The sequence below is a fragment of the Pristimantibacillus sp. PTI5 genome (assembly GCF_048572955.1).
GTDB lineage: Bacteria > Bacillota > Bacilli > Paenibacillales > Paenibacillaceae > Pristimantibacillus.
The window spans coordinates 6,747,685-6,771,387 of record NZ_CP183886.1 but is presented as its reverse complement, the minus strand read 5'-3'; the positions used below and the strand labels follow the sequence as shown (position 1 = coordinate 6,771,387).

The following is a 23,703-nucleotide window of genomic DNA, read 5'->3' as shown; positions in this document are numbered from 1 at the left end:
TCAACCAAGAGAACGTTATGCTAACGGATAATGATAGGTGAATAAATCACTTTGGAGCAGGCTAAGGCAGCCTGCTCTTTTTATATACTATCGGGTAGGTTAGCATGGTAAAATAAGGATATTTTTTTCTGAGGCGGGTGAGAAAAGTGGATGATTATGCTTATGGGGGCATTGTTTTTAATGAAGCTGGCGAGGTATTGCTGAGAAGTCCTAGCGGATTTTGGGGAGGCTATATTTGGACTTTTGCCAAAGGAGGACGAGATCCACAAGATCATTCTCCTGAGTACACAGCATTGAGAGAAGTAAGAGAAGAAACTGGTTATGTATGTGAAGTTATTGCACCGATCCCAGGGGAATACGAATCAGATACTTGCGTCACAAAGTATTTTTTACTAAGACCAACTGGAATAGTACATAATTTTCATTATGAAACACGGGAAGTTCGTTGGGTTAGCATGGTAGAGGCATTCAAGTTAATAAGTCTGACTATGACAGAAAAGGGTAGACAGAGGGATACCAATGCACTTAAAAGTGCCATTGATGTTTTGCAAACATTATAGAAAGTGCACGAAAAAATACGGCTGTCCGGCAATAAGTTAACGGACAGTTAAACGCAACTTTCATTTTGGAAATCTAAATATTTGGGGAGGTGGAAAATTGAATTTTAAAGTAATCTTATTGATCACATCAATAATTTTGTTAGTTTCCATTGTAAGTGTAGTTTATTACAAATCAAATTATAAAACCCTCGATGAAGCAATAAGAGAAACGAACATTCCTATTGATGAAATTTTTCATAATATTGATTTTAAGGATCATACTATTATCTTTTATGGCAAGGAAGATGTCTTATCGGTGGGTTTAATTGAAAAGACCCATCTTGGATATCGTTGGAGTGTAGGAGCAGGTAGTAAACATTTCAACGAAGAAAATCTAATATTAACCAGAATGTTTAGTAACTTACACCCCAGAGAAATAAAATTAGACGAAGATTTGGTTTCCCTATCATTCGGTGTAATATACGAAGATGCATTAGAAAAAATAAGGATTAAATATAAAGACCAAGATTTAACTGAAGCGACAATTATCGAAACCAGTAAAGGCCGAATTTGGTATAGTTTTTCAAATACACCCGTTAATTACGATCCAGAAGTTACAAGGTTTTATAAAGACGGGAAAGTAAAATCAGAGTGGTATTGAAAAGTGATTGATGATAAGCCAGTTGGCTATTGGGAATGGTATCGTCTCGATGGAACAATAAAGCGTTCACGGTATTTTGACATGGGCGAGCCTGTTGGTGAATGGGTCACCTATGACAGCGAAGGCAATAAACACAAAACTACCATTCGTGATAAAAAATAAAGTAAGTTTAGAAACAGATTATGCGTTGAGCTAACGGGAAACTTTAGCGCAATAGAAATCAAGCGAATGCTGTTGATTTGTCACCTATATGACCCCCGTAATCATACAGCAAGCCTGTATTTACGGGGGTTTTATGATTAATGATTGTTTAATAGATTAAACAGAGACAATGATTATTTCAACCTGATTGTCCTCTAAAATCTTTTTCATATTATAATCAGGTTCTTGATCCGTAATAATGATATTAATTTTTCCGAAGTCGCAAATCCGATGAAAAAGATGTTTATCGAATTTAGACGAGTCAGCTAATACGATAACTTGATCAGCTCTTTCAATCATCTTTAGTTTCAAATAAGCTTCGTCAACAGAAGGGGCCGATAACCCAGCGGAAGAAATGCCGCATGCGCCAAGAAACAATTTATCTACTTTGAAGTCGGCTAACATTTCTAATGTACGGGGTCCGGAGACATTCCGGTGCCAGGCATTTAATTCGCCACCCAGCAGCTGTGTCTTTATATCCGGGTTTTCACACAATACACCGGCAATATCAATGGAATTGGTTACAACAACATTGTTTTTCGTAAATAAGTATTCAGCGGTAAATTGTACGGTTGTCGAGGTATCCATTAATAAATAGTCTCCATCTTTAATAAGGGACGCTGCGAATTGACCAATCGAGCGTTTGTTTCCAGAGTCCTGAATCCGTTCCCTGTAACTTCTTATACTTTTCGTAAGAGTGGGCAGCATGGCTCCGCCCCGGATACGAATAATAGCACCTTCTTCTTCTAATTTGACTAAGTCTCGTCTTGCAGTATCGCGGGAAACGCCATACAGCTCACAAATATCCTCAAGCTGAATTTTTTGTTTCTCTTTTAAATATTGAATAATCAATTGTATTCTTTCATCTTGGTTCATCATTTGACCTCTTCCAAAAAAGGATTTCACTTATAAGTATAAGTTTCTTGCCTAAATGTTTCAACATTACTTATAATCGTAAGTATAAAACTTAAAAAACTTGCGCTATTTAGTTTTTTAACTTATCATGAGGTCGTATTTAAATTTTATTTGTATATAAAGGGGATGGATTATTTGAGAAAAGTAAAGGTCGGCATTATTGGTTACGGTTTTTCCGGGAAAACTTTTCATGCGCCTATTATCCAAACGGTTGAAGGACTAGAAATTTCAAAATTCGTTTCTTCAAATGCTTTGAAAGTAAAGGAAGATTATCCTGGCGTCCAGGTTGTTCCCGATGTTGAACAGCTGTTCACAGACCCTGCAATAGACCTTATTGTCATTACTACACCTAACACTACGCATTATACATTTGCCAAACAAGCCTTATTATCGGGTAAACATGTAGTGGTCGAGAAACCGTTCGTCATCCATTCCAAAGAAGCGCAAGAACTGATCGAAATCGCTTCCGAGCAAAATAAAATAATAAGCGTTTATCAAAACAGAAGATGGGACAATGATTTCCTTACGGTTAAAGAATGCTTGGAGTCGGGCGTAATGGGTGAAATTTATTCGTATGAAGCGCACTATGACCGGTTTCGTCCTGAAGTAAGCGGTCGTTGGAGAGAGCAAAATTTGGAAGGCTCGGGTATGCTATATGACCTTGGCTCGCATTTGATCGATCAAGCTCTTCATTTATTTGGACTTCCCGAAACGGTGTATGGCGATGTGATGGCCCAAAGAAACGATTCGGTCACCGATGATTATTTTCATATTGTTTTAGGATATGGCAGATTGAGGGTTATTTTGCATTCCGGTTCGTTCGTGAAGAGCGCAGGTCCTAAATTTCAAATACACGGGGATAAGGGCAGCTTTATTAAATATGGTTTGGACTCGCAAGAGGATTCATTAAAGCGAGGGAAACTTCCCGGCGACGCTTTTTGGGGTAAGGACCTCGAAGAAAGTTATGGAGAATTATCGGTAAATGTAGGTGATCTGCTGCTGAAAGGAAAGCTTGAAACAAAAACAGGCGCATATGAATCTTTTTATAAAGGCATTTACGAATCCATCACTGAAAACAAACCAGTTCCTGTCAACGCAGCTGATGCCATGAATACGATAAAGATTATCGAGTTGGTTAAAAAGAGCGTTCAGGAAAAAAGAGTCGTTTCATTCGAATAAAGGGGACGATAGCGGAATGGGCGTCGATCTCGCGGAAGGCGTCATCGACTGCCCTAGTTTTGACTATGCACATCGTAACGAGCTATAGAAAACGTCGGAAAAGAGGGCGTCCGCTTTTTTTCCATGCTATTTTCCGGCCCCAACCTCGGACAGGTTTAGACTTCCATAATGAAGCATGGCATTTTCGTGCTCTTAGCCTCATAGATCCCCGGTTTTTCTTAACACACCAGCTAAGCTGGTTGCGATTACACCTCCCGGTATTTTATTATCCAATAAAGTGACTATTATCCAGTATTACATCTATGTCGGTTTGTTGAATGTTTCTACCAGTCATTTGCCGAAATGAAACGGATAGGCGAGTACGTTTTTTTAGCTTGCATATATTCTTAATTTCTATCTTATGTCTTGTAATATTTACTTCTATATGCTTATAGTGTCTCCAGAGGGCTATTAATTGAGGAGGCGAACCTAGTATGTTTAAAAAATACCGCATAGACTACCTTCTGTTTGGCGGTTCAGCAGCATTCATCGTAACGCTTCTTACCATTGTCATTTGGATCGCCTATTCATACTCCGCGCAGCAGATGGTGCAGAATACGTCTTATTACCAGCAAGGTCTGCTGAATGAGCTTTATAATAAAGTCGATATTCAAATGAAATCGATTGAACAGATTTCCTTAACGGCCACCCGGAACACGAACCTGCTGGATGATGTAAACGTGCCGGGGGACAAGTATTCCAATTACAAGAAGCGTAAGGAAATGGAATCGTTCCTTGCACAGCTTACTTTCTCGACACCCGATATTGAGTCCGTTCATTTCTATATTAAGCAAACGCTTCAATTTGAGCCACAAGGTCCCGTGAAATTTATCGAGCATGATTTAATCAAAGAAGAAGTCTGGTATAACCCGGCTATCGAAAATAACGACTTCGGTTGGATCGGAGAGCACGACATTCGAACCGTTCAAGGTGAGAAGCGGGTCATCAGCTTTGTCCGTAAGGTGTATTCAGTTGCAGGAGATTACCGCGGGCTGCTGCTGCTCAATATTAAAGCGTCTTCCATTAAGAAGCTGATCGAAAGCCATAACCCTGCGGCAAACCGGATTCTGCTCGATTCCGGGGGGCGGCTTATTACGATGATTGGCGGCGGCACTATGTCGCAGGACCAGGTCGAGGCCTACTTGGAAAATATCAAAGGCGAGTCTGGTTATATGAAAACGAAATCCGTTAGCAGCGGCCTTTCGGATTCAAGCGAACATTTAATGGTATGGGCAAAGCACTTCGATAGGGATTGGACGTTGATCGAATCGACTCCATGGAAGGATATTACGGGAGGAAGCTTTCGACTTGCTATGGTACTGCTGCTAGCAGGAGGCTCAGCCATGCTTATCGCGCTATGCTTCAACTTGTTTTTCTCCCGGCAATTCGTGAAGCCGATCGGGCTGCTGCTGCATGAAATGAGCCGAAATTCGGTTAATGTCAACAAAGTTAGTTTGCCGACAGAATACCGTAATGAATTCGGAGCGTTATTTTCAGGCTATCGCAGGCTCATCGAACGGATTCAGGAGCTGTACTCTTCATTAGAGGATCAATACCGGAGGCAGAAGGAAGCGGAAATTAAAGCGCTGCAGGCGATGATCAATCCGCATTTTTTGTACAACACCTTGGATCAGCTAAATTGGATGGCGATTGCAGGCGGACAGGAGAAAATGAGCACCATATTGGAGTTAATGGGAAAAATGTTCCGCATCGGTCTCTCGAACGGTGAAAGCGTAATCATTATCCGTGACGAATTGCTGCACATGGAATGTTATATGCAGATTCAGCAGATTCGCTTAGGTGAGCGGTTCGTTTTACGGGTAGATGTACCTGAAACCATCAGGGACTTATATATTCCGAAGATGACGCTGCAGCCTTTTATCGAGAATGCCATTATGCACGGGTTTCACGGCAAGAAAGAGGGGACGATCGAGGTATGTGCGGAGATCACCAAGAATGCTGAAGTCGTATTTCGAATAACCGATAACGGCAACGGTCTCAGGGATAACTGGCAGGAGCCGAAAAAGAGAAAAACAGGGGGATACGGAATCCGGAATGTCAGAGAACGAATTGACATTTATTTTGGAAGCAGCTACGGTCTGGAGTTGATGCCGAATACGGATGGCCCCGGGACAACGGTACACATACGTATTCCAGTGTTAAACAATAAAGAAGAACAGGGTGATGCAGCATGTGGAAAATTGTAATCATAGATGACGACCGGAACGTTTTGGAAGGATTGAAAAGCGTCATCCCCTGGGCGGAGCTTGATGCGGAATGGGTCGGGGAGGCGATGGACGGGGAGGAAGGACTGCGGGTCGTTCAGGAGTGTCAGCCAGATATTGTAATCACCGATATTTATATGCCCGTGCTGAGCGGCCTGGATATGGTTGAGCAGTTGAACAAGGCTAGTTTTCAAGGGAAGATTATTGTTTTAAGCGGCTACGCTGATTTTGAATATGCAAGACAAGCGCTCCGTCTTGGGATCGCTGATTATTTAAACAAACCAATTAGCGTTCAGACGATTCAGGATGTACTGGGGAGAACTATCGAGGAATTGGAGGAAGAGCTGGAGCAAAAACATCGCAATGAAGAGCTGGAGGAGAAATTGAAGCTGTACGAGCCGTTCGTGGAGAAAGAATGGATCAAATCGGTCACCACAGGACCGGAGCATACGAAGCTTCCGGATACCCGGATGGTTCCCGAAGCGTATCGGTATTGGAATGGCTGCCGCCATGCGGTGATTGGCATTGAAATTATCCGCACGGACCGCGTGACTAGGGCCTCGACAAAGGATTTAAGCTTGTTCAGGTTCGCCATCGCAAACATAATCCAGGAGCTCTCCCGCGAGGAGTGGCCGGATTCTCACTATGTAGAGTTATTCAGCAGCCACGCGGCGATTATCCTTCATGCACCGAATGAAGAATGGAGCGAATTTACGATGAAGCAAGCTTACCGCTTTGGGGAAAGGGTCATTCAAAGCGTCCGCTCCTTCCTGGATATTACGCTTCATGCCGGAATCGGAACGTTTAAGCCGAATTGGATGGAAATTGCGGATTCGACCGAGGAGGCGTTCCAGGCTCTTTACTTTAAAAACACCGCGCCAATAGAAGGCATCCACTTATACGAATATGTCCATGGGGAGAAAATTGAGCAGCAAGCTTACCCGATCTCCCTTCGTCCGGTTAAATTTTATCAGCAAATGGCTGAGTCCATGAAGCTGTTCCAGGAGGATAAGGCGAAGGAGATTGTGGATGATTACTTCGACCAGTGGAGCAAGGGCGGGGCTGTATCGGCTCGCAACCTTGAAATGCTGGGTTCGGAACTGTGGACTATTTTTGCTTATACGCTATTTGAAGTCGGCGTTCAATTGGAAGACATCGCGAAGGTGAACGAGGTTACCCGGGAGCTGCGTTTCATTACAACGCTGGAGCAGCTGAAAGAGTGGCTTTACGGAAAAATTGAACTGATTTGCGGCTCCCGCAGCAGCAATGAGAACATTAAGCATCGACAGGCCGTTGATTTTATCGTTCAGTTTATCCATGAGCATTATGCCGAGCCCATTACGATATCCGATCTGGCGGATCGTATTCATATTTCGAGAAACTACTTAAGCCTTCTCTTTAAGAAGGCGATGGGGGAGTCCTTCAACAGCTATTTGACGCGGATTCGGATGGAAAAGGCGAAAGAAATGATTTTGGAAGGGAAGTATTTGATCTACGAGGTCGCGGACCGGGTCGGTTATAAATATGTGCCTTATTTCAGTACGTTATTTAAAAAGTATACCGGCTGCAATCCCACAGATTTGTATAAAAATAAATCGTAATTATCTCACTGGTCTCGGATTCGAGCTCATGAATTTGCATTCTTCTATTTTTGTTAATATGTATAACAAAGTGTACATCGTTCCTATTTTTCATTCTCTTCAGGTCTTATATGATTAGCTTATATAAACCAGACAGAGGTGATGCTACTATGAATCGGAGCTCTTCTACAGTCCTTGTTAATGCGGCGAATGCGGTACCGGTCCCGAAAAAGAAGTCGCTACTGAGCCGTTTTCTGAGCAGATGGGAATCGCCGGTAGCCGGATATTTGTTTTTAGCCCCTTGGCTAATCGGTCTTTTTTTATTGACGTTCTGGCCCATGCTGCAATCGTTGTATTTCTCTTTCACGAAATATTCTCTGTTGGAGCAGCCGGAATGGACCGGGTTCGGGAACTATGAACGGATTTTCACTTCCGATGCGGTGTTTATCCAATCCCTTAAGGTCACGTTTTTATTTGTTCTATTCTCTGTTCCGCTCAAATTGTTCGCTGCTCTGCTGATTGCGCTGCTGCTAAAGCAAAATATTCGCGGCATGTCTTTTTACAGAACGATGGTTTATCTCCCTTCCTTGATCGGAACCAGCATTGCGGTGTCTATTCTTTGGAGAAACATTTTTAACTCGGACGGGCTGTTCAATCAGCTGCTGGGCCTGTTCGGGATTGAGGGCATGAACTGGATTAGCAATCCGAAAACCGCTCTTGGAACGTTGATTTTATTGGTGGTTTGGCAGTTTGGCTCTTCTATGGTTATTTTTTTAGCCGGACTCCAGCAAATATCAACAGAGCTTTATGAAGCATCGTCAGTGGACGGAGCCACCAAGATCAGACAGTTTTTCAGTATTACGCTTCCTATGCTCTCGCCGGTCATTTTGTTTAATTTAGTGCTTCAAACGATCGGCTCATTCCAAATGTTTACGCAGGCATTCATCATCACGCACGGCGGACCGATCAACTCTACGTATATGTACGCTCTATACTTATACGACCGCGCATTCGGACGGCTTCAGATGGGATACGCCTCGGCTTTGGCATGGATCATGCTCGTGATCATTGCCGTTTTCACTGCCTTGATCTTCGTGAGCGCGAAGCACTGGGTATTTTACGAGAATGATGGGGGGAAAAAAGGATGATGCGGAGCTCTAAACGAAATTTCTATCAGAAAAACGCTACGCTCAGCCTATTAAGCCTAATCATGATGTATCCCGTCTTTTGGTGGATCGGGGCTTCGTTAAAGACGAATGAAGAAATGTCGAAGCCCGGTCTGTATCCTGAGCATCCGATGTGGAGTAACTTCAGCGAGGGATGGACGGCGATACCTGGATTTACGTTTACCCACTTTTATCTGAATACCTTTCAATTAATTATAGGCGTGCTCCTTACAAGTATTGTTGCCTGCAGTATGACCGCATTTGCGTTTGCCCGGCTCGATTTCCCGCTGCGCGGCTTGTGGTTTTCGATTCTCTTGGTGACTCTCATGCTGCCCCATCAGGTAACGATGGTTCCGCAATATGTAATGTTTAACGGCTGGGGCTGGGTCGATACGTTTTTGCCATTTATCGTTCCGCATACGCTGGCGGGAGGGATTGGCGGCTCCTTCTTCGTCTATCTTTTGGTACAGTTTATTAGAGGCATTCCGAAGGAACTGGATGAATCGGCCAAAATAGACGGCTGCAGCTGGTTCGGCATCTACTGGCGAATCGTGCTGCCTTTGACGAAGCCGGCATTGGTGACCGTAGCGATCTACTGTTTTCTGTGGAACTGGGATGATTTTCTCGGCCATTTGATCTATATTAACTCGGTGGATAAATACACGGTCGGTTTGGCGCTGCGCATGTTCGTCGATTCCCAGTCATCCGTCCCATGGGGGCAGTTGCTCGCGATGTCTCTTGTTTCGATCGTACCTTCCGTCCTTATCTTTTTCTTGGCCCAGCGCCATTTCGTAGAAGGGATAACAGCCGGATCGGTAAAAGGCTAAAAAGAATGCATTTCTATAATAAATTGTGCATCCCTCGTATACCAAGGTTACCCGGTTGGTTGCTATTATATGAAATGTAAACGGTTTATTCATTGCTAAAGGGGGATTCATTTTGAAAATGAATGTGAAAAAATCGATCACCGTACTAATATCGGGAATTATGCTTCTGACCGCTGTCGCTTGCGGCAGCGGCAATGAGAAAAACACGGCGGGGGAGAGCAGGGACCAAGCGGCCGCAAGCCAGGTCAAGCTGCGCATTTTATGGTGGGGATCTCAGTCCAGACATGATGCTACTTTAAAGGTGCTCGATTTGTATACGCAAAAAAATCCGAATGTATCGTTCGAGCCTGAGTTTTCCGGCTGGGAAGGTTATTGGGATAAGCTGGCCACCCAATCTGCGGCGAAAAATGCACCGGACATTATTCAAATGGATGCGTCCTATTTGGCGGAATATGCGGGCCGTAAGCAGCTGGCGGATTTATCAACGGGCATATCGACGGAAGATATCGATGCCTCTCTTTTAAGCACAGGGAAATATCAGGACAAGCTTTACGCCATTCCACTGGGCAATAATGCTATCGGAATGGTCTTTAATAAAGAGGCCGTAGAAAAGCTGGGCATTACGAAGCCAAAGAGCGGCTGGACCTGGGATGAATTTTTCGCCTTCGGCAAAGAAGCGAAAGCAAAGCTGGGACCCGATCATTACGCGTTAACTGATCTTTCAGCCTCTTTCGGGCAATACGTAAATTATCAGCTGAGCAAAGGCTTAGGCCAAGTGTTTATGGATGACGGCAAGCTGAATTTGGATAAGGATACTTACCTCGAATATCAACATAAATTCGCCGAGCTGCGCAAAGAGGGGATTGTGCCTCCAGGTGAGGTAAGCGTGACGGATAAGGAGCTTGATCCTCAGCTTGATCTCATGGTAAACGGTACTACCCTGCTGCGTGTCGTTCACGCCGCACAATCCAACAGCTTTGATAGCTTGAAGCCAGGAGTATTCGATTTGGTAACGATCCCGAGAAACCAGGAGGCCGGCGGCTGGCTCAAACCGTCAATGTTCTGGAGCGCAAGCGCTAACTCGAAGCATGTGGAGGAAGCGAAAAAGTTTATCGACTGGTTTATTAACGATCCGGAAGCAGCTGAGCTGCTCGGTACATCCCGCGGCGTTCCTGTCTCTAAGAAGATTGTCGAGAAGCTGACTCCGAAATTTAACGCTCCCGATAAAATGGGCATCGCGTTAATTACCAATACTGCGTCGGATGCTCAGCTGTATGTACCGGAGCCTAAGGGCTGGAGCAACTTCTCGCAGAAGGACTTCAAAGCAGTCGGAGAAAAAATCATGTTCGGTGAAATTATGCCGGAACAAGCTTATGAGGAGCTCGCGGAATTAGCGAAGGATTATCAGTAATTAAGGAGATATCAAGGATGATAATAAGGTAGGCTCGAATAGGAAAGTGCAGTTGGAGAAAAACCGGTCATCACAGATGACCGGTTTTTCGATTTTGAGTATTACCAAACATAAAGAAATTCTATCAGACGATCTTCAGCAAAATATTAATTTCATCATAACGTTAACCGGAAATAGCTCTGATTTTATCATACGTAAGTTTCAAGAGGCCAAGGGCTTGCCCATGGCCATTGTTTATATAAATGGTCTAACGGATACCGAATTGATAAATGATAGCATCATGAACCCGATCTTGTCAGCTGTAGAAGCAATTACCGCTCAAAGTAGGACTTTGCATGAATTATTTTCAGATCTTAAAGATAAAGTTATTACCGTTAATGGCACTAATACCATAAGTAAAATAGATGACTTGATCTCGGCTTTATACAAAGGAGATACCGTTATTCTCGCAGATGGCTTGGATGAAGCTATTTCTGCAAGTTCTGCCAAATGGGTTCAAAGAGGAGTAGAAGAGGAGTAGAAGAGCCTTCTTCTCAATCGGTTATTCGCGGACCCAAAGACGGATTCACAGAGAATATAAGCACTAATGTTGCTTTACTCAGGCGCAGAATAAAGAGTCCGAAACTATGGAAAATCGACCGGAAAATTGGATCGGTGACACAGACTGATGTTTCTGTTATGTACCTTAAAGGGACAGCCGATGAATCAGTTGTGAACGAAGTGCTTCAAAGGCTCGATCGCATTGAAATTGACGGCATACTCGAAAGTGGCTATATTGAAGAATTTATACAGGACCAAATGTTAACCCCTTTTCCCACAATCATAAACACAGAAAGACCAGACACAGTAGCGGCTTCTATACTGGAAGGACAAGTGGCCGTATTGGTGGATGGAACACCATTTGTCCTTGTCATGCCTATTACATTTCTTAAGTTCTTCATCGCCAGTGAAGACTATTACCAGAGATTCGATATCTCTTCGTTCTTACGTCTTTTGCGCGTTTTTGCGTTTGCTATCTCGATGGTTCTTCCTTCTTTATATATTGCAATTACGAATTTTCATCAAGAAATGATTCCAACGACATTGTTGGTCAGTCTTGCGGCACAAAGGGAAGGAGTTCCTTTTCCGGCATTCTTTGAAGCATTAATGATGGAATTGATATTCGAGGTATTATACTAAATCTGATCGTTTTGGGCCCTGAATTAGTTAAAATTAGTACTGTGCCTTTATTACAATCCGTACAGCTAATTGAGATCGCTGAAATATTCGAGCGTTTTGACGCACTCGTCATTTCACTTTTTTATACGGGGATATTTATCAAAGCGACATTATGGTATTTAGCAGCATTACTTGGCTTATCTCAGTTATTTCGTGTGGATTACAGGCGATTTGCCATTCCCGTCGGAGGAATTATTTATTTCACTACACTTCTTCCTGCAAGTTGGCAATCGCATCTAGAGATTGGACATATCATCACGGACAATTTACATATTAATAAGATTTTCATTTCAATTATACCCGCCATTCTTTATATCTTTATGTTGTTTAAACAAAGAAAAAATTAGAACAAGCTTTGCGGCAATACAATGGATAATAGGACATACAGTTGTCCTAATATTAGTTCTATACTAATGTCAAAAGTAAATGAAGGAGAGATTAGTTATGAGCAAAAAAATAGAATACAAAAAAGATTATAAACAATTTTATCTGCCAAAAACCATCCCGGATATTATTGATATCAATGAGATGCCATTTATTATGATTAGTGGCAAAGGTGATCCAAATGGAGCTGAGTTTGCGCGAGTGACAGAAGCATTATATAGCGTAACTTATGCAATAAAAATGTCATATAAAAGTGATGATGTACCGGCCGGTTACTATGAATATACCGTTTTTCCGCTTGAGGGAATCTGGGACTTGATCGATAAGTCAAAGCCTGCAACAGATAAAAATAATTTGAAATACACCATTATGATACGCCAACCAGATTTTCTGACAGATGAGTTATTCATAAAATTTGTAGAGCAGACCAAAAAGAAAAAGCCAAACCCATACCTTGAGGAGTTGATATTCGGAAAAATGAGAGATGGCTTATGCTGCCAAGTGATGCATATAGGAAGTTTTGATGATGAACCAGAAAGCTTTGCAAAGATGGAAGTGTTTTGCAAGGAAAAAGGATATGTCCGTACTGATAAAACACATAGGGAAATCTATCTATCTGACCCGCGCAAGACTGATATGTTGAAGATGAGGACTGTTTTAAGATTTCCTATAAAGAGTGATTAGGAGACATAAAGAGTATTAAGAATAACTGTGACCCATAAGAAGGACACTTTGGAAAAAGTGGGTTCTGCCGTTGGGGATTATTATATTTATAGCTTCCTTTATATCACCCACTTACACTCATCATATGTGGTTAGGTATAGAGAAGATGCCCCGGTTGTTTTTAATCTTCCAGGTCGCAATACCGCTCTTTCTCTTTTTAGCCATGCTTGTTCGTCGGAAACCAATCCACATAATTCCATAACGAAAGACGCTCAAAATCTGCAATAATATACTATAGGCCTTTTAATCTAAGATGTAATATATGAGAATAGCCAGAAAGAGGGGTTCTCATGGATATTGCATCTTTTTTTATTTACTGTATGATTGCTACGTTTACACCTGGACCTACGAATATCGTTATATTGTCCACCGTGCATAATTTTGGGGCGAAAAAGGCGATGAAATATACGTATGGTGCTACGATTGGTTTTGGTTTATTATTGTTTATTTCCGCTATGTTGAATACGGTTCTTATCACGTTCATACCGAAAATAATTATTGTGATGCAGATCATCGGAAGCATTTATATGCTTTATCTATCCTATCTGATTTACAATATGAATGCTTCAAACCCAGCTGCAAACGAAACTGCCACCTTTCTGTCAGGTTTCCTTATGCAGTTTCTTAATCCAAAGGTAGTGCTATTTACATTGACTGTGATTCCAACTTTTATTATGCCCAACTATAGCTCTAGCACTGCGATGACAATAAGTATTATAGCTATCACAATAATTGGTTTTTTAGCTTTTATCACATGGGTACTTTGCGGCGCGATCTTCAAGGCGTTATTACAGAAGCATAACAAGACTGTTAACGTATTAATGGCGTTATCTCTCGTTTTTGCTGCTATCATGATTTGGATGTAGGTAAGCTTATGAAGAGGTGAATGGGATTGAACAAATTTATTTATAAAAAATCGGCCGGTATTACCGCGTTATCAGCAAGTATGTCCGATTTTACGTATAAAAAGCATGCTCACCAGGAATATGCCATTGGCGTTACGTTACGTGGGATTCAAGAGTATAACTTAGATGGCAGCGTACAATTATCGTATCAGAATGGCATTATGCTTTTTAATCCGGAACAGGCCCACGATGGAATGGCACATGATAAGACAGGTCTGGATTATGTCATGCTTTATATTGAACCCCAATTGCTTTTGGAGGCCATAGAAAAAAAGGATATCTTACGGTTTTCAACACCGATTGTTTACGATGTTCGGCTTGAACAAAGAATATTAAGTCTTTCCGATGCAATATTGGGCGAAAAAGATGAGGCTTTGTGTAGTGAATTATTCCTATCCCTCACAGAAAGTCTCATTCAAACAAAGCTTTCGACTGACGATAAGAAGGAAAATGCCCTAATTCGCAAAGCAAAGGATATGCTTCATGCCGACCTGGAACATGTTCTTAAACTTGACGAGCTCAGCAGCGAGCTTCATTTATCAAAGTTTCAGTTTATCCGATTATTCAAGGCACATACCGGAATTTCACCTTATCAATATTTTCTTAACTGCAAAATCGAACGTGCAAAGAGTTTAATCGAAAAGAATAAAGATATTTATTCAGCAGTAGCTGCCTGCGGTTTTGTTGATTTAACCCATTTAAACAAACATTTTAAAAGTGTATATGGTACAACAGCATTTGAATATATGTCACATCTACAATGAGAGAAATTAACCTAACATTTATCGCTAAGAGATACATTAAATAATGCCGGCAGATTAATTCAAGAGGCTGGTGTCAACGAATACGATATCACAACAAAGCACAGGCTGCCGATCATGCTCTCTATTTCGACGAGTTTAAGCTTCAGGACAGAAATTGCGCTGATGACCGTGCAAAATAATTATGACTAGGCATGAGTACAGTCAAGTGGCTATTCACCTACGTAGTATAAGATACACTTTCATGAAAAATCATGAATATCTTCCGCAAGGAGTGATGTTATGGCTCATATGCGAAATAAAGGACCCATGAGACAACCGCCGCAGTCTCCTCCTCCCGCATTCATCCCGCCGAAACCCGCTGTTTCTTATATCGTCGACTGCTTTTACCAGTTCACCTATGTTTGGCTTAGGTCAGGCGAGAACTTCTGGTTTTATCCGACATATGTCGATATGGACGGCGTTGCAGGGTATAGATGGAGCGGATCATACTGGTACTTTTATGGTATCGATCCGCGATTCATTGATGCCGTATCGTGTCCTCCGATTCCTACCCCTTTCTGAGTGCTAAAAAACAGAGTGCCGGTGGTTCTGTTCACTCACCGCACTCTGTTAGTGATACTAAGGGCAACCTCGAATATAAATTATAATCCAACGCCTTCGGCTTGCCCGGTGATTCCTGCAAAACGCGATTGTGCGGGAGAGGGGAGGGACAATCGAGAGGCACTCAATTTGCTTCGACGGCGGGGTGGGCAAAGTTTCCGAGTGTTGAGCTACTAAATAAGAAGGTGGAGAAACCTTCAGTAGTTGCCAGTATCATTTCCGGAAACAATCTCGTACCTCGTTGAACTAACGGGTAACTTTAACTCCATATTTTAACACCAGAAAAAGGCTGCTGATGCATTGGATCGACAGCCTTCTTAGTTTTTGGGCAGGAAGCTTAAATAATAATGCCTGTACCTAAAACGTATGGCACCAGCATTAAGGATCAACTCCCCCGCAATGTGGGCACAAACCTCCCGTATATCGTAGTCTAATTTGATCTGAATGAAGCACACCATAATCGGTAATCGGTGTGACGCCCGGGATCGGTTCGACGTCTGCGATCTCCTTTACTTTCATGTCCGACCACATACCGCTCCAGGATCAAATATTGCACTTTAGTCTCTCTTCCGTAGGATGCGATGCATTCTGGGTGACGATCATACTCTCTTGACTGTAGGTATTACAAGAAGGACAATTGTGCACTTTCATGATTCATCTCCTCTCCATGGTATTGGTGTCAGGATAACTCATACATTAGGTTTCATATTAAATTATAACTATACTTAGGTAAAAAATAATTTTCTAATTATTAGCTTATACTATTTATTTATCAATGAACGAAAAGAAGAATGCTATACTAATAAATGAAGTTGACACTGTAATGGATGTTGTTAAATAGCAGAGAACGGAGCGTGAGCAGCGTTGAAAATAAAGGTCATTATTGCCGATGACAACCCTTTTGTCCGGGAAGGCATGAGGATCATCCTGACATCCTTTGATGAATTCGAGGTATTGGCATCGGTTCAGGATGGTCAAGAAGCCGTAGATTTCTGCCGGGAGAATGAAGTAGACGTGGCACTGCTCGATGTGCAGATGCCCAATATGAATGGTGTGGAAGCGACCAAACTGATCTCCGAGCAGACAAAAACCAAAGCGCTAATCCTGACCACTTTCGATGATGAGGCGTTTATTATCGATGCGATCCGGAACGGAGCGAAAGGATATCTGCTTAAGAATAATGATCCAGAGCGGATTCGGGATGCCATCATAACTGTATACAACGGACATAATGTGCTGCAGGATGCCGTGCTGGATAAGCTGAAATCTAATTTGTTAACGGACAAGGATAAAGATAAGAAAGAAGATAGAGGGAGTAAGATCGACAGAAGCTTATTCACTGATAGAGAGCACGACATTATGTCCCTCATCGCGAAGGGGCTTTCCAATCGTGAAATCTCGAAGAAGCTGTTCATCTCAGAAGGTACCATTGCCAACCATATTACTTCTATCCTAGGCAAGAAGGGGCTTACGCATCGTACACAAATCGCGATTTATTTTCTGACCGGGGAAGTGGATTAAATGACGGAGAGGGGAAACCCTATAGAACTCTGGACAATGGGCATAAAAGCGATTCTCTTAAGCTATGTGGTCATTCAATCTTATGTAGCTGTAGGTTCGATTTCACCATGGTATATGCTGTCCATCCTCCTCTACCTGTGTTTGAATATTTCCATTCATATCGCTAAAAAGGTAAGTATCACGACGGTCGTGCTTTTGCTGTCCATGTTCGTTGCCGCAGCGTCCTCTTCATATATCCAACCCTTATTGTTACTCCTGCTCCCTATGAATATATACGAATTATTCACTATATACCTGCGTAATCGCGGGATTATTCTTTTTCTCATGCTGGTTCCGCTCTTGCTGCTGTCTCAAGAATCCCAAGCCATCTTGGTTACATACGGTCTCGTTGCGTTGCTAAGTTTCCTCTATAATCTCTTGCTTAACACCTACATAAGCAAAATTGCAGACCTCAAAGAGGACATAGAAAATAGAAACGAGCATATCCAGCAGTTGACTAAGAGTCTAAATGAGAATAAAGAGTACATCAGACAATCCGATTATATGATTAAGCTGGAGGAGCGCAACCGGCTGTCCCAGGAAATTCATGATAAGATCGGACATTCGATGACGGGTGCATTGATCCAGATGGAAGCCTCGAAGCGTTTGTTCACCTCCGATCCGAACAAGTCGGCAGAGCTGCTGCAGAATGCAATCCATATCTCCAAGGATGGGATTGAGAGTATCCGCCTTGTGCTTAAGAATATGAAGCCGCCAACAGAGCAGCTCGGAATGAATCGGATGAAATTATTCGTTGATGAATTTTCAGCGAAGCATACGGTCAGGACCTCACTCACTCATGAAGGTAATGTCGACATCATTACTCCGATCAAGTGGAAGATCATTCAGGAAAATACCCAGGAAGCGTTGACCAATGCCATGAAATATTCAAACGCTACTTTTATCTCCATCCATATCGAGGTACTGAGAACCTTAATCAAGGTCGAAGTATCGGACAACGGCAAAGGAGAGCAGAAGGTGATAAAAGGCATGGGAATCATCGGCATGGAAGAAAGGGCAGCAAGCGTAAACGGTACGATTATCGTCGATGGCTCAAGAGGCTTCAGTGTCACTACGTTAATTCCTCACGGATAAGATGAGATTTAAGATGCTTAAATAGGAAGATTCTCAGGGGTTAAGGATGAACTTGTGCACTGTCACAGGGGCATCCTTTTTTATTACAATTGCATTATCCTAAAGACGAAACGGGAGTGTTACGAATGAACGTACTAGAAATTAAGCAGCTTACAAAGAAATTTGGGGATTTCATTGCCGTGGACAATATCACGATGTCCGTGAAGGAAGGCGAGATATTCGGATTTCTGGGTGCGAATGGAGCAGGTAAGAGTACAGCCATTAACATGATTGCCTCTCTGCTCCGGGTTACCAAGGGTGAAATCGAAGTTCTTGGCAAGAGTATCTCTAAGCATGGCAAATTCGCGAAGATGAACATCGGGATTGTGCCGCAGGAAATGGCTATTTATGAGGATATGACCGCTTACGAGAACGTTCATTTTTTCGCCGGATTATACGGACTCAGAGGGACCGAGTTAAAGAAGCGGGTGATTGAAGCATTAGCATTCGTGGGACTTGGCGACAAGCACAAAAGCTATCCTAAAAATTTCTCGGGCGGCATGAAGCGAAGATTGAACATAGCTTGCGCAATCGCCCATCGGCCAAAGCTGCTCATTATGGATGAGCCAACAGTGGGTATTGATCCGCAATCTCGCAACTATATTCTGGGTTCCGTGAAGAAACTGAATGAATTGGGCTGTACGATCATCTACACCAGCCATTACATGGAGGAGGTCGAGGAGATCTGTACTAGAATCGCCATTATCGACCATGGCAAGATCATCGCGGAAGGAACGAAAGGCCAATTAAAGGCCATCATTACGAATCAGAAAAATATAGGTATCGAGGTCCGTTCGGCGGAAAATCTGGATAGGAACAAGCTGGAGGGAATTGCTGGCGTAAACCGGGTTGAAGTGGAGGATCGAATCGTTAAGATCACCTCTGATTCCGAGGTCAATAATTTGAACCGGATCATCCAACAGTTGATGGCTGACGATATTGAAATTCGTTCAGTGGAAGAGAATGAGCCTAGTTTGGAGACGGTGTTTCTGACATTGACAGGCAGAAGCCTGCGGGACTGATAAGAAAGAAGGGATAAGGAGGCGAAGGGGAAATGAATGTATTCAGAATAATGCTTAAAGAGTTAAAGGTTATCCGCGATCCCAAGATGCTTTTGTTCTTAGTGGTTTCGCCGCTATTAACTATGCTTATTTTGGGAACGGCGCTTACGAATGCTTTTAACGGCAGTATAACGGTTGAAGAGATTAACGTACTTTATAAGAATAATAGCTCATCGAGCGAGTTCACTAAATATTGGGACGACTTCACGGGTCAGATACGTCAAGCCGGCATTAAACTCGAGAAGGCAGACGAGAAGACGGATGGAAAAATTGAAGTGAAGAATAACCGATATTCGGGTTACGTCGAGATTTCGGACAATGGACTGAAGTATTACAGCAGTAGTCAGAGCTTGATTGAAAGCGATATTGCTAAGAGTGTACTTATAGCTTTTGCAGACCGTTACCGATTGGCGGCTGAAGTAACAGGTACCGACTCGAAGCAAGCGGATGCGATTATGACGGGAAGCGGCGGTGAAAGTTATGTGGTGGAGGAGTCGCTGAATGCGACAAGAAAGCCTGGTGCTATGGACTATTTCGCAATAGCGATTACAACAATGATTATTTTATATAGCGCCTTGACGGCCGCACAATTAATAGACGGTGAACGCAAAAGGAACACAGCTGTCCGATTGCTTGCTTCACCGGTGACGAAAATTGAAATTTTTACGGGAAAACTAGCAGGGCTTGTCGTGCTGAATTTAATACTCACAATTGTTGTGGTGCTCATCAGTAAATACATGTTTAATGCTTATTGGGGAGAAAACTTGGGTCTAGTGTTTTTAACACTCTTTACTGAAATCATTTTTGCTGTGAGCATGGGACTCGGGTTCAGTTATATCATCAAAGGTAATGCAGCGGGAACTGTTGTTATGATTATTATCCAATTGGCCGCATTTCTCGGCGGTTCATATTTCCCAGTCGAGGAGGCTACGGGATTCATGGCAACCCTCTCTTCTCTTTCTCCGCTGCAATGGTCCAATGCTGCACTTCTTGAAATGATCTATGCAGACAGTCTGTCAGCAGCGGTTAACGCCATGCTGTTAAATATCAGCTTCGCGGTCGTCTTGCTTGGTATCGCATTAACGATGCTGCGCAGAAAGGAGGGGTTGTAAGAATGAGAGACACATTATGGCTAATCCGGAAAACATTTATTGCTACCTTTAAGAATTATATGAATCTATTTGTATACTTCGTCCTTCCTGTTATGGGAATCCTGCTCGCGACCCTAGTCCAAGGGGGCTCGGGAGAAACCGAATTGAGAATGGGCATTGTTAATCATGATGGAGGTCAGTCGATTACAAAGGATGTTATAGATTCAGTGGGCAGACAGGAGTCCATGCATATAAGTGAGATTGAGGAGTATGAGATAAAAGAGCTGATTACAGCTGGCGATCTGGATGCAGCAATTATCTTTCCCGCAGGTTTCGCACAGAGCTTGATTGTCGGCAAGCCCGCAAATGTTAAGATCGTATCCATTAAGGGGGCGCAGGTTACGGGACAAGTGAAAGCTTCCTTGGATCAACATATTAACAATATGGCTTCGATCGGCAAGGTGGTTAAAGGAGATAAGGCTAAGTTTGATAGCCTGTATGAGCGATTTCAAAAAACAGACTTCAGATTATCAGCAGAGAAAGTAGAGGATCAATCCGTAAATCACAACAAAACCAATCAATCAATAGGCTACTTGCTCATCCTTATGCTGGTGTCCGCTTCGAATTTATCTGGAATTCTTATTAAGGAAAGAGAGAATAGAACCTATTATCGCCTTTTATCCTCACCGATCAATCCTAGAACCTATGTCTTATCTAATATCATCGTTAATTTAAGTATGATGATGCTGCAGATTGCAGTGACACTATTGATCATGATAAATATTTTTCATGTCGATCCGGGTATTCCTTATTGGAGCATGTTCCTCATTCTTGTTTTATTTGCCCTGGTGGCAATAGGCCTATCGCTTGTAATCGTCGCATTCTCAAGCAGCTCTTCAGCAGCCAGCGGCATACAGAATATGATCCTCATTCCTACAAGCTTATTGTCAGGATGTATGTTTCCGCTTGTTTTAATGCCGGAAACCATGCAGCAGCTCGCGCACTTTCTTCCCCAGTATTGGTTGCTGGATACCTTCAGCGATCTACAGCAGGGGGTATCGCTGGGGGAATTATATTTGAACTTGATCATTTTGATTGCTTTTTCCGTGGCCTTATCTTTAATAGCGGTCTATAAGTTTGGCAGAAACAATGATACTCGAAGCTATATTTAAGAAAAAAACCAATCCCATATTGTGATGAAATCCTGGGAATGGTGAGTTTATATAGGAGAGAAACCCTTAAAACGGAGGGACGAGGAACTATAGCTTAACAATCATAGCTCAAAGAGGTTGCCGGCAAAAATCGGCAGCCTCTTTGAGCTATGATTGTGCATGACTTTCTCTTTTGGAAAACTCCATTTAATTATGCCAGGAAATGATTTAACAACGATTTATTCCGAAGGAGATCGAATTACAATAGCAGCTAAACTCATGTTACGTTTAAGTGTAATTCCAGCGGTGAATGAAGAATTTCCTGCATACGACCACTGGCTGCAGAATGATTTCAATCGCGTTCACCGGAAACAAAATGAATATATATTTTCTAAGAAACTAGCGATTAACCGCATAATGCAGCTGGACAACGCCACCGCCAAGCGTCTTGGTATCCAAAAGTTGAATATCTTTGAACGTATAGTTATCTGTGTCGATCATCAGGTGAAGCCCCTTGCCCTCCAGCACAGGCGCTACATTGAAGATCAGCTCGTCTACAAGCCCTTCACCTAAAAATGCATTGTGCAGATCTGCGCCAGCTGCTACGACTGCTTTTTGATATCCTTTATGATGCAGGTAGTTCAGGGCCTCCTGCGGCGATCTCGCAATCGTTGCCCCCGGAAGGGCATCAACTTTCTTGGAAACCACAACGATATCCAATACGGCAAAAGGACCGCCGCTGGCAGCCATAGCCTCATAGGTTCGGCGACCGACAATAAAATTCCCGGCTGCTTTGGCATGCTCCGCAAAATCGTTAAGTGCTTCCTTCTTCGGTGGATTCTCGGGACTCGACTGTGCATAGTTACCGTTGGCGCTTAATGTTGCCCATAAAATAGTTTTCATATGATTTTTCCTCCAGACGTTCTAGTCCATATTTTTCGAATTGATGCTGCTACCTGATCCGGCCGATCCTCCTGTACATAGTGAGAAGCATCGTCGAGGATTTCGGTTTCGTTCATCGGCAGATAACTCTGCCATTTAGCCATGACTTCAAGCGGGAAGCCGGCGCTGTCTTTTGTCCCCCACATTATCTGCGTGGGCAAATCGGATATCAACGACAGTCCTGATTCAATTGCGGCGAGCCAAGACCGGGCCTTGCGAATCTGTCCGGGGAATACCCATGTCGGGATTCTGGACTTCGGTGTCGGGAAAGGGTCCGTATATGCTTTTCGCAGGTTTTCAGTCACAATCTCGGCATGATGAATGCCGTTCGGAACAATGACCTTGGCAAAGAAGTTGAATCGAGTCTGCAGCCAGTATCCCAAAGGCCATCCCCCCATCACAAGCGAGAACAATTTCATAGGAAGCAGCGTCGCAGGCCAAGCCCAAGTGTTCATTAAGACGATTCCGCGTAGCTGATCCCGGTTCCGTATGGCGTAGTTAAGGCCGATCGGCCCGCCCCAGTCTTGGACCACTATTATAAAGTCTTTCAGATCCAGGTGGCGGATGAAGTCCGATATGGCCTCCGAATGCTCTTGCGGCGTATAACCGTAGCCGGACGGTGCTTTGGACATTCCGAAGCCGGGATAATCCGGAGCGATAAGGCGGAATTCATAACGCAGTTCCTTAATGACATTTCTGTAAAGATATGACCATGTGGGATTCCCATGAAGGAGAAGAACCGTCGGTCCGTTTCCTTCATCAATATAATGAATATTTCCGTCGCGGTATGGCAGCCAGCGGTCTTTGAACGGGTACTCCGTCACATTTACTTCAAAAGGTCTTTTCATTGTCGTCACTTCCCATCCGATGCGATCTTCTTTTTTTCCTTTCTCTGTTATCAATGGTAGCGGATTGTGGTACATTTTGAAAGTAGTTACAATAAAGTGCAATAGTTTCAAAAAATGAACTAAGGAGGAATCATCAATGTTGGATCGCTCTTGTATCGAAGCTATTGATCCATTGCTGGAAATCTTGGACGGCAAGTGGACTCTTCCTCTTCTGCTGGAGTTGTTTGTCGGCACCAAGCGATTTGGAGAGCTGCGGCGAAGACTGAACCCGATTAGTCCGAAGACGTTAACGGATCGGCTGCGGGTGCTGGAGGAGAAAGGGATTGTAACGCGCACGCTGTACCCCGGTGTGCCCTTACATGTCGAATATGAGTTAACAGAGCGCGGTCGGAATCTGCAGCCTATTTTTGCCGCTATGTGGGCATGGGTTCAGGAAAATGACATAAGTCCCAAGCGTGGGGCAGAAGAGATGGATCAATCGGGAATGTAACGTTACATGGCAGGTTTCAACACAGTCAGCTCAATAGTGAGTATGGCAAAAAATCGCTCGGAAAGGTGCAGAGTTGAAATTTTCTCCAC

General features: G+C 43.1%; 24 protein-coding genes. 21 read left to right on the top strand and 3 right to left on the bottom strand.

The window, feature by feature from the left end; all coding sequences use genetic code 11:
• Nucleotides 1-146 precede the first annotated feature (146 nt).
• The 3 genes from ACN6MW_RS30100 to ACN6MW_RS30090 all read left to right on the top strand — a co-directional run bounded on the left by ACN6MW_RS30100 (nucleotide 147) and on the right by ACN6MW_RS30090 (nucleotide 1,362).
• Entirely contained in the window at nucleotides 147-560 is a 414-nt protein-coding gene (locus tag ACN6MW_RS30100; RefSeq protein ID WP_419873404.1) for an NUDIX hydrolase, read from the top strand.
• 97 nt (nucleotides 561-657) lie between these two features.
• Nucleotides 658-1,200, top strand: coding sequence for a hypothetical protein (locus tag ACN6MW_RS30095; RefSeq protein WP_419873403.1), 543 nt, complete (start codon nucleotides 658-660; stop codon nucleotides 1,198-1,200).
• A gap of 3 nt (nucleotides 1,201-1,203) precedes the next feature.
• Nucleotides 1,204-1,362 (top strand): hypothetical protein, encoded by a 159-nt coding sequence (locus ACN6MW_RS30090; protein WP_419873402.1) that lies wholly within the window; start codon nucleotides 1,204-1,206, stop codon nucleotides 1,360-1,362.
• A gap of 156 nt (nucleotides 1,363-1,518) precedes the next feature.
• Here the strand turns inward: ACN6MW_RS30090 and ACN6MW_RS30085 are convergent, their stop codons facing one another.
• Nucleotides 1,519-2,280: a DeoR/GlpR family DNA-binding transcription regulator gene (locus ACN6MW_RS30085; RefSeq protein ID WP_419873401.1), complete on the bottom strand. Its 762-nt coding sequence runs from the start codon at nucleotides 2,278-2,280 to the stop codon at nucleotides 1,519-1,521.
• A 171-nt stretch (nucleotides 2,281-2,451) separates the two neighbouring features.
• Here ACN6MW_RS30085 and ACN6MW_RS30080 point away from each other — a divergent pair, with 171 nt between their 5' ends.
• The 17 genes from ACN6MW_RS30080 to ACN6MW_RS30000 all read left to right on the top strand — a co-directional run bounded on the left by ACN6MW_RS30080 (nucleotide 2,452) and on the right by ACN6MW_RS30000 (nucleotide 21,355).
• Nucleotides 2,452-3,495 (top strand): oxidoreductase, encoded by a 1,044-nt coding sequence (locus ACN6MW_RS30080; RefSeq protein WP_419873400.1) that lies wholly within the window; start codon nucleotides 2,452-2,454, stop codon nucleotides 3,493-3,495.
• A 473-nt stretch (nucleotides 3,496-3,968) separates the two neighbouring features.
• Nucleotides 3,969-5,741, top strand: a complete 1,773-nt coding sequence (locus tag ACN6MW_RS30075) for a cache domain-containing sensor histidine kinase (RefSeq protein WP_419873399.1) — start codon at nucleotides 3,969-3,971, stop codon at nucleotides 5,739-5,741.
• On the top strand, nucleotides 5,726-7,360 hold the full coding sequence (locus ACN6MW_RS30070; RefSeq protein WP_419873398.1) for a response regulator: 1,635 nt from the start codon (nucleotides 5,726-5,728) through the stop codon (nucleotides 7,358-7,360). Before ACN6MW_RS30075 ends, ACN6MW_RS30070 begins: the two co-directional genes overlap by 16 nt.
• Before the next feature lie 149 nt (nucleotides 7,361-7,509).
• On the top strand, nucleotides 7,510-8,487 hold the full coding sequence (locus ACN6MW_RS30065) for a carbohydrate ABC transporter permease (protein ID WP_419873397.1): 978 nt from the start codon (nucleotides 7,510-7,512) through the stop codon (nucleotides 8,485-8,487).
• Nucleotides 8,487-9,332: a carbohydrate ABC transporter permease gene (locus ACN6MW_RS30060; RefSeq protein ID WP_419876489.1), complete on the top strand. Its 846-nt coding sequence runs from the start codon at nucleotides 8,487-8,489 to the stop codon at nucleotides 9,330-9,332. The genes ACN6MW_RS30065 and ACN6MW_RS30060 overlap by 1 nt, the downstream gene beginning before the upstream one ends.
• Nucleotides 9,333-9,450: 118 nt before the next feature.
• On the top strand, nucleotides 9,451-10,743 hold the full coding sequence (locus ACN6MW_RS30055; protein WP_419876488.1) for an ABC transporter substrate-binding protein: 1,293 nt from the start codon (nucleotides 9,451-9,453) through the stop codon (nucleotides 10,741-10,743).
• 52 nt (nucleotides 10,744-10,795) lie between these two features.
• Nucleotides 10,796-11,263 (top strand): spore germination protein, encoded by a 468-nt coding sequence (locus ACN6MW_RS30050; RefSeq protein ID WP_419873396.1) that lies wholly within the window; start codon nucleotides 10,796-10,798, stop codon nucleotides 11,261-11,263.
• Complete coding sequence (locus ACN6MW_RS30045; protein WP_419873395.1) at nucleotides 11,233-11,922, top strand: spore germination protein; 690 nt, start codon at nucleotides 11,233-11,235, stop codon at nucleotides 11,920-11,922. The genes ACN6MW_RS30050 and ACN6MW_RS30045 overlap by 31 nt, the downstream gene beginning before the upstream one ends.
• A gap of 41 nt (nucleotides 11,923-11,963) precedes the next feature.
• A complete protein-coding gene (locus ACN6MW_RS30040; protein ID WP_419876487.1) occupies nucleotides 11,964-12,308 on the top strand; it encodes a GerAB/ArcD/ProY family transporter in 345 nt (114 codons plus the stop codon).
• 97 nt (nucleotides 12,309-12,405) lie between these two features.
• On the top strand, nucleotides 12,406-13,029 hold the full coding sequence (locus ACN6MW_RS30035; RefSeq protein WP_419873394.1) for a GyrI-like domain-containing protein: 624 nt from the start codon (nucleotides 12,406-12,408) through the stop codon (nucleotides 13,027-13,029).
• Between the two features lie 329 nt (nucleotides 13,030-13,358).
• Nucleotides 13,359-13,934, top strand: a complete 576-nt coding sequence (locus ACN6MW_RS30030; protein WP_419873393.1) for a LysE family translocator — start codon at nucleotides 13,359-13,361, stop codon at nucleotides 13,932-13,934.
• Between the two features lie 26 nt (nucleotides 13,935-13,960).
• Nucleotides 13,961-14,737 carry an AraC family ligand binding domain-containing protein gene (locus ACN6MW_RS30025; protein WP_419873392.1) on the top strand — a complete coding sequence of 259 codons (777 nt, stop codon included), beginning with the start codon at nucleotides 13,961-13,963 and terminating at the stop codon, nucleotides 14,735-14,737.
• Nucleotides 14,738-16,201: 1,464 nt separating this feature from the next.
• Nucleotides 16,202-16,858: a response regulator gene (locus ACN6MW_RS30020; protein ID WP_419873391.1), complete on the top strand. Its 657-nt coding sequence runs from the start codon at nucleotides 16,202-16,204 to the stop codon at nucleotides 16,856-16,858.
• Nucleotides 16,859-16,879: 21 nt separating this feature from the next.
• Complete coding sequence (locus ACN6MW_RS30015) at nucleotides 16,880-17,992, top strand: sensor histidine kinase (RefSeq protein ID WP_419876486.1); 1,113 nt, start codon at nucleotides 16,880-16,882, stop codon at nucleotides 17,990-17,992.
• Between the two features lie 125 nt (nucleotides 17,993-18,117).
• Nucleotides 18,118-19,053 carry an ATP-binding cassette domain-containing protein gene (locus ACN6MW_RS30010; protein WP_419873390.1) on the top strand — a complete coding sequence of 312 codons (936 nt, stop codon included), beginning with the start codon at nucleotides 18,118-18,120 and terminating at the stop codon, nucleotides 19,051-19,053.
• 32 nt (nucleotides 19,054-19,085) lie between these two features.
• The gene (locus tag ACN6MW_RS30005; RefSeq protein WP_419873389.1) at nucleotides 19,086-20,204 is read left to right on the top strand and encodes an ABC transporter permease; all 1,119 of its coding nucleotides are present in this window, start codon (nucleotides 19,086-19,088) and stop codon (nucleotides 20,202-20,204) included.
• 2 nt (nucleotides 20,205-20,206) lie between these two features.
• Entirely contained in the window at nucleotides 20,207-21,355 is a 1,149-nt protein-coding gene (locus tag ACN6MW_RS30000) for an ABC transporter permease (protein ID WP_419873388.1), read from the top strand.
• Between the two features lie 378 nt (nucleotides 21,356-21,733).
• Here the strand turns inward: ACN6MW_RS30000 and ACN6MW_RS29995 are convergent, their stop codons facing one another.
• Together ACN6MW_RS29995 and ACN6MW_RS29990 are read right to left on the bottom strand one after the other, a co-directional pair.
• Complete coding sequence (locus ACN6MW_RS29995) at nucleotides 21,734-22,237, bottom strand: dihydrofolate reductase family protein (RefSeq protein ID WP_419873387.1); 504 nt, start codon at nucleotides 22,235-22,237, stop codon at nucleotides 21,734-21,736.
• Nucleotides 22,234-23,124, bottom strand: a complete 891-nt coding sequence (locus ACN6MW_RS29990; RefSeq protein ID WP_419873386.1) for an alpha/beta fold hydrolase — start codon at nucleotides 23,122-23,124, stop codon at nucleotides 22,234-22,236. Before ACN6MW_RS29990 ends, ACN6MW_RS29995 begins: the two co-directional genes overlap by 4 nt.
• A 136-nt stretch (nucleotides 23,125-23,260) precedes the next feature.
• Between ACN6MW_RS29990 and ACN6MW_RS29985 the strand changes: the two genes are divergently transcribed.
• A complete protein-coding gene (locus ACN6MW_RS29985) occupies nucleotides 23,261-23,614 on the top strand; it encodes a winged helix-turn-helix transcriptional regulator (RefSeq protein WP_419873385.1) in 354 nt (117 codons plus the stop codon).
• The last annotated feature ends 89 nt before the right edge of the window (nucleotides 23,615-23,703 follow it).

Excerpts from the sequence above, each read along its gene's own strand:
- ACN6MW_RS30085 (WP_419873401.1), bottom strand. The coding sequence starts at position 2,280 with ATGATGAACCAAGATGAAAGAATACAATTGATTATTCAATATTTAAAA.
- ACN6MW_RS30075 (WP_419873399.1), top strand. The coding sequence starts at position 3,969 with ATGTTTAAAAAATACCGCATAGACTACCTTCTGTTTGGCGGTTCAGCA.
- ACN6MW_RS30070 (WP_419873398.1), top strand. The coding sequence starts at position 5,726 with ATGTGGAAAATTGTAATCATAGATGACGACCGGAACGTTTTGGAAGGA.
- ACN6MW_RS30065 (WP_419873397.1), top strand. The coding sequence starts at position 7,510 with ATGAATCGGAGCTCTTCTACAGTCCTTGTTAATGCGGCGAATGCGGTA.
- ACN6MW_RS30060 (WP_419876489.1), top strand. The coding sequence starts at position 8,487 with ATGCGGAGCTCTAAACGAAATTTCTATCAGAAAAACGCTACGCTCAGC.
- ACN6MW_RS30055 (WP_419876488.1), top strand. The coding sequence starts at position 9,451 with ATGAATGTGAAAAAATCGATCACCGTACTAATATCGGGAATTATGCTT.
- ACN6MW_RS30045 (WP_419873395.1), top strand. The coding sequence starts at position 11,233 with ATGGGTTCAAAGAGGAGTAGAAGAGGAGTAGAAGAGCCTTCTTCTCAA.
- ACN6MW_RS30035 (WP_419873394.1), top strand. The coding sequence starts at position 12,406 with ATGAGCAAAAAAATAGAATACAAAAAAGATTATAAACAATTTTATCTG.
- ACN6MW_RS30030 (WP_419873393.1), top strand. The coding sequence starts at position 13,359 with ATGGATATTGCATCTTTTTTTATTTACTGTATGATTGCTACGTTTACA.
- ACN6MW_RS30010 (WP_419873390.1), top strand. The coding sequence starts at position 18,118 with ATGAACGTACTAGAAATTAAGCAGCTTACAAAGAAATTTGGGGATTTC.
- ACN6MW_RS30005 (WP_419873389.1), top strand. The coding sequence starts at position 19,086 with ATGAATGTATTCAGAATAATGCTTAAAGAGTTAAAGGTTATCCGCGAT.
- ACN6MW_RS30000 (WP_419873388.1), top strand. The coding sequence starts at position 20,207 with ATGAGAGACACATTATGGCTAATCCGGAAAACATTTATTGCTACCTTT.
- ACN6MW_RS29995 (WP_419873387.1), bottom strand. The coding sequence starts at position 22,237 with ATGAAAACTATTTTATGGGCAACATTAAGCGCCAACGGTAACTATGCA.
- ACN6MW_RS29990 (WP_419873386.1), bottom strand. The coding sequence starts at position 23,124 with ATGAAAAGACCTTTTGAAGTAAATGTGACGGAGTACCCGTTCAAAGAC.
- ACN6MW_RS29985 (WP_419873385.1), top strand. The coding sequence starts at position 23,261 with ATGTTGGATCGCTCTTGTATCGAAGCTATTGATCCATTGCTGGAAATC.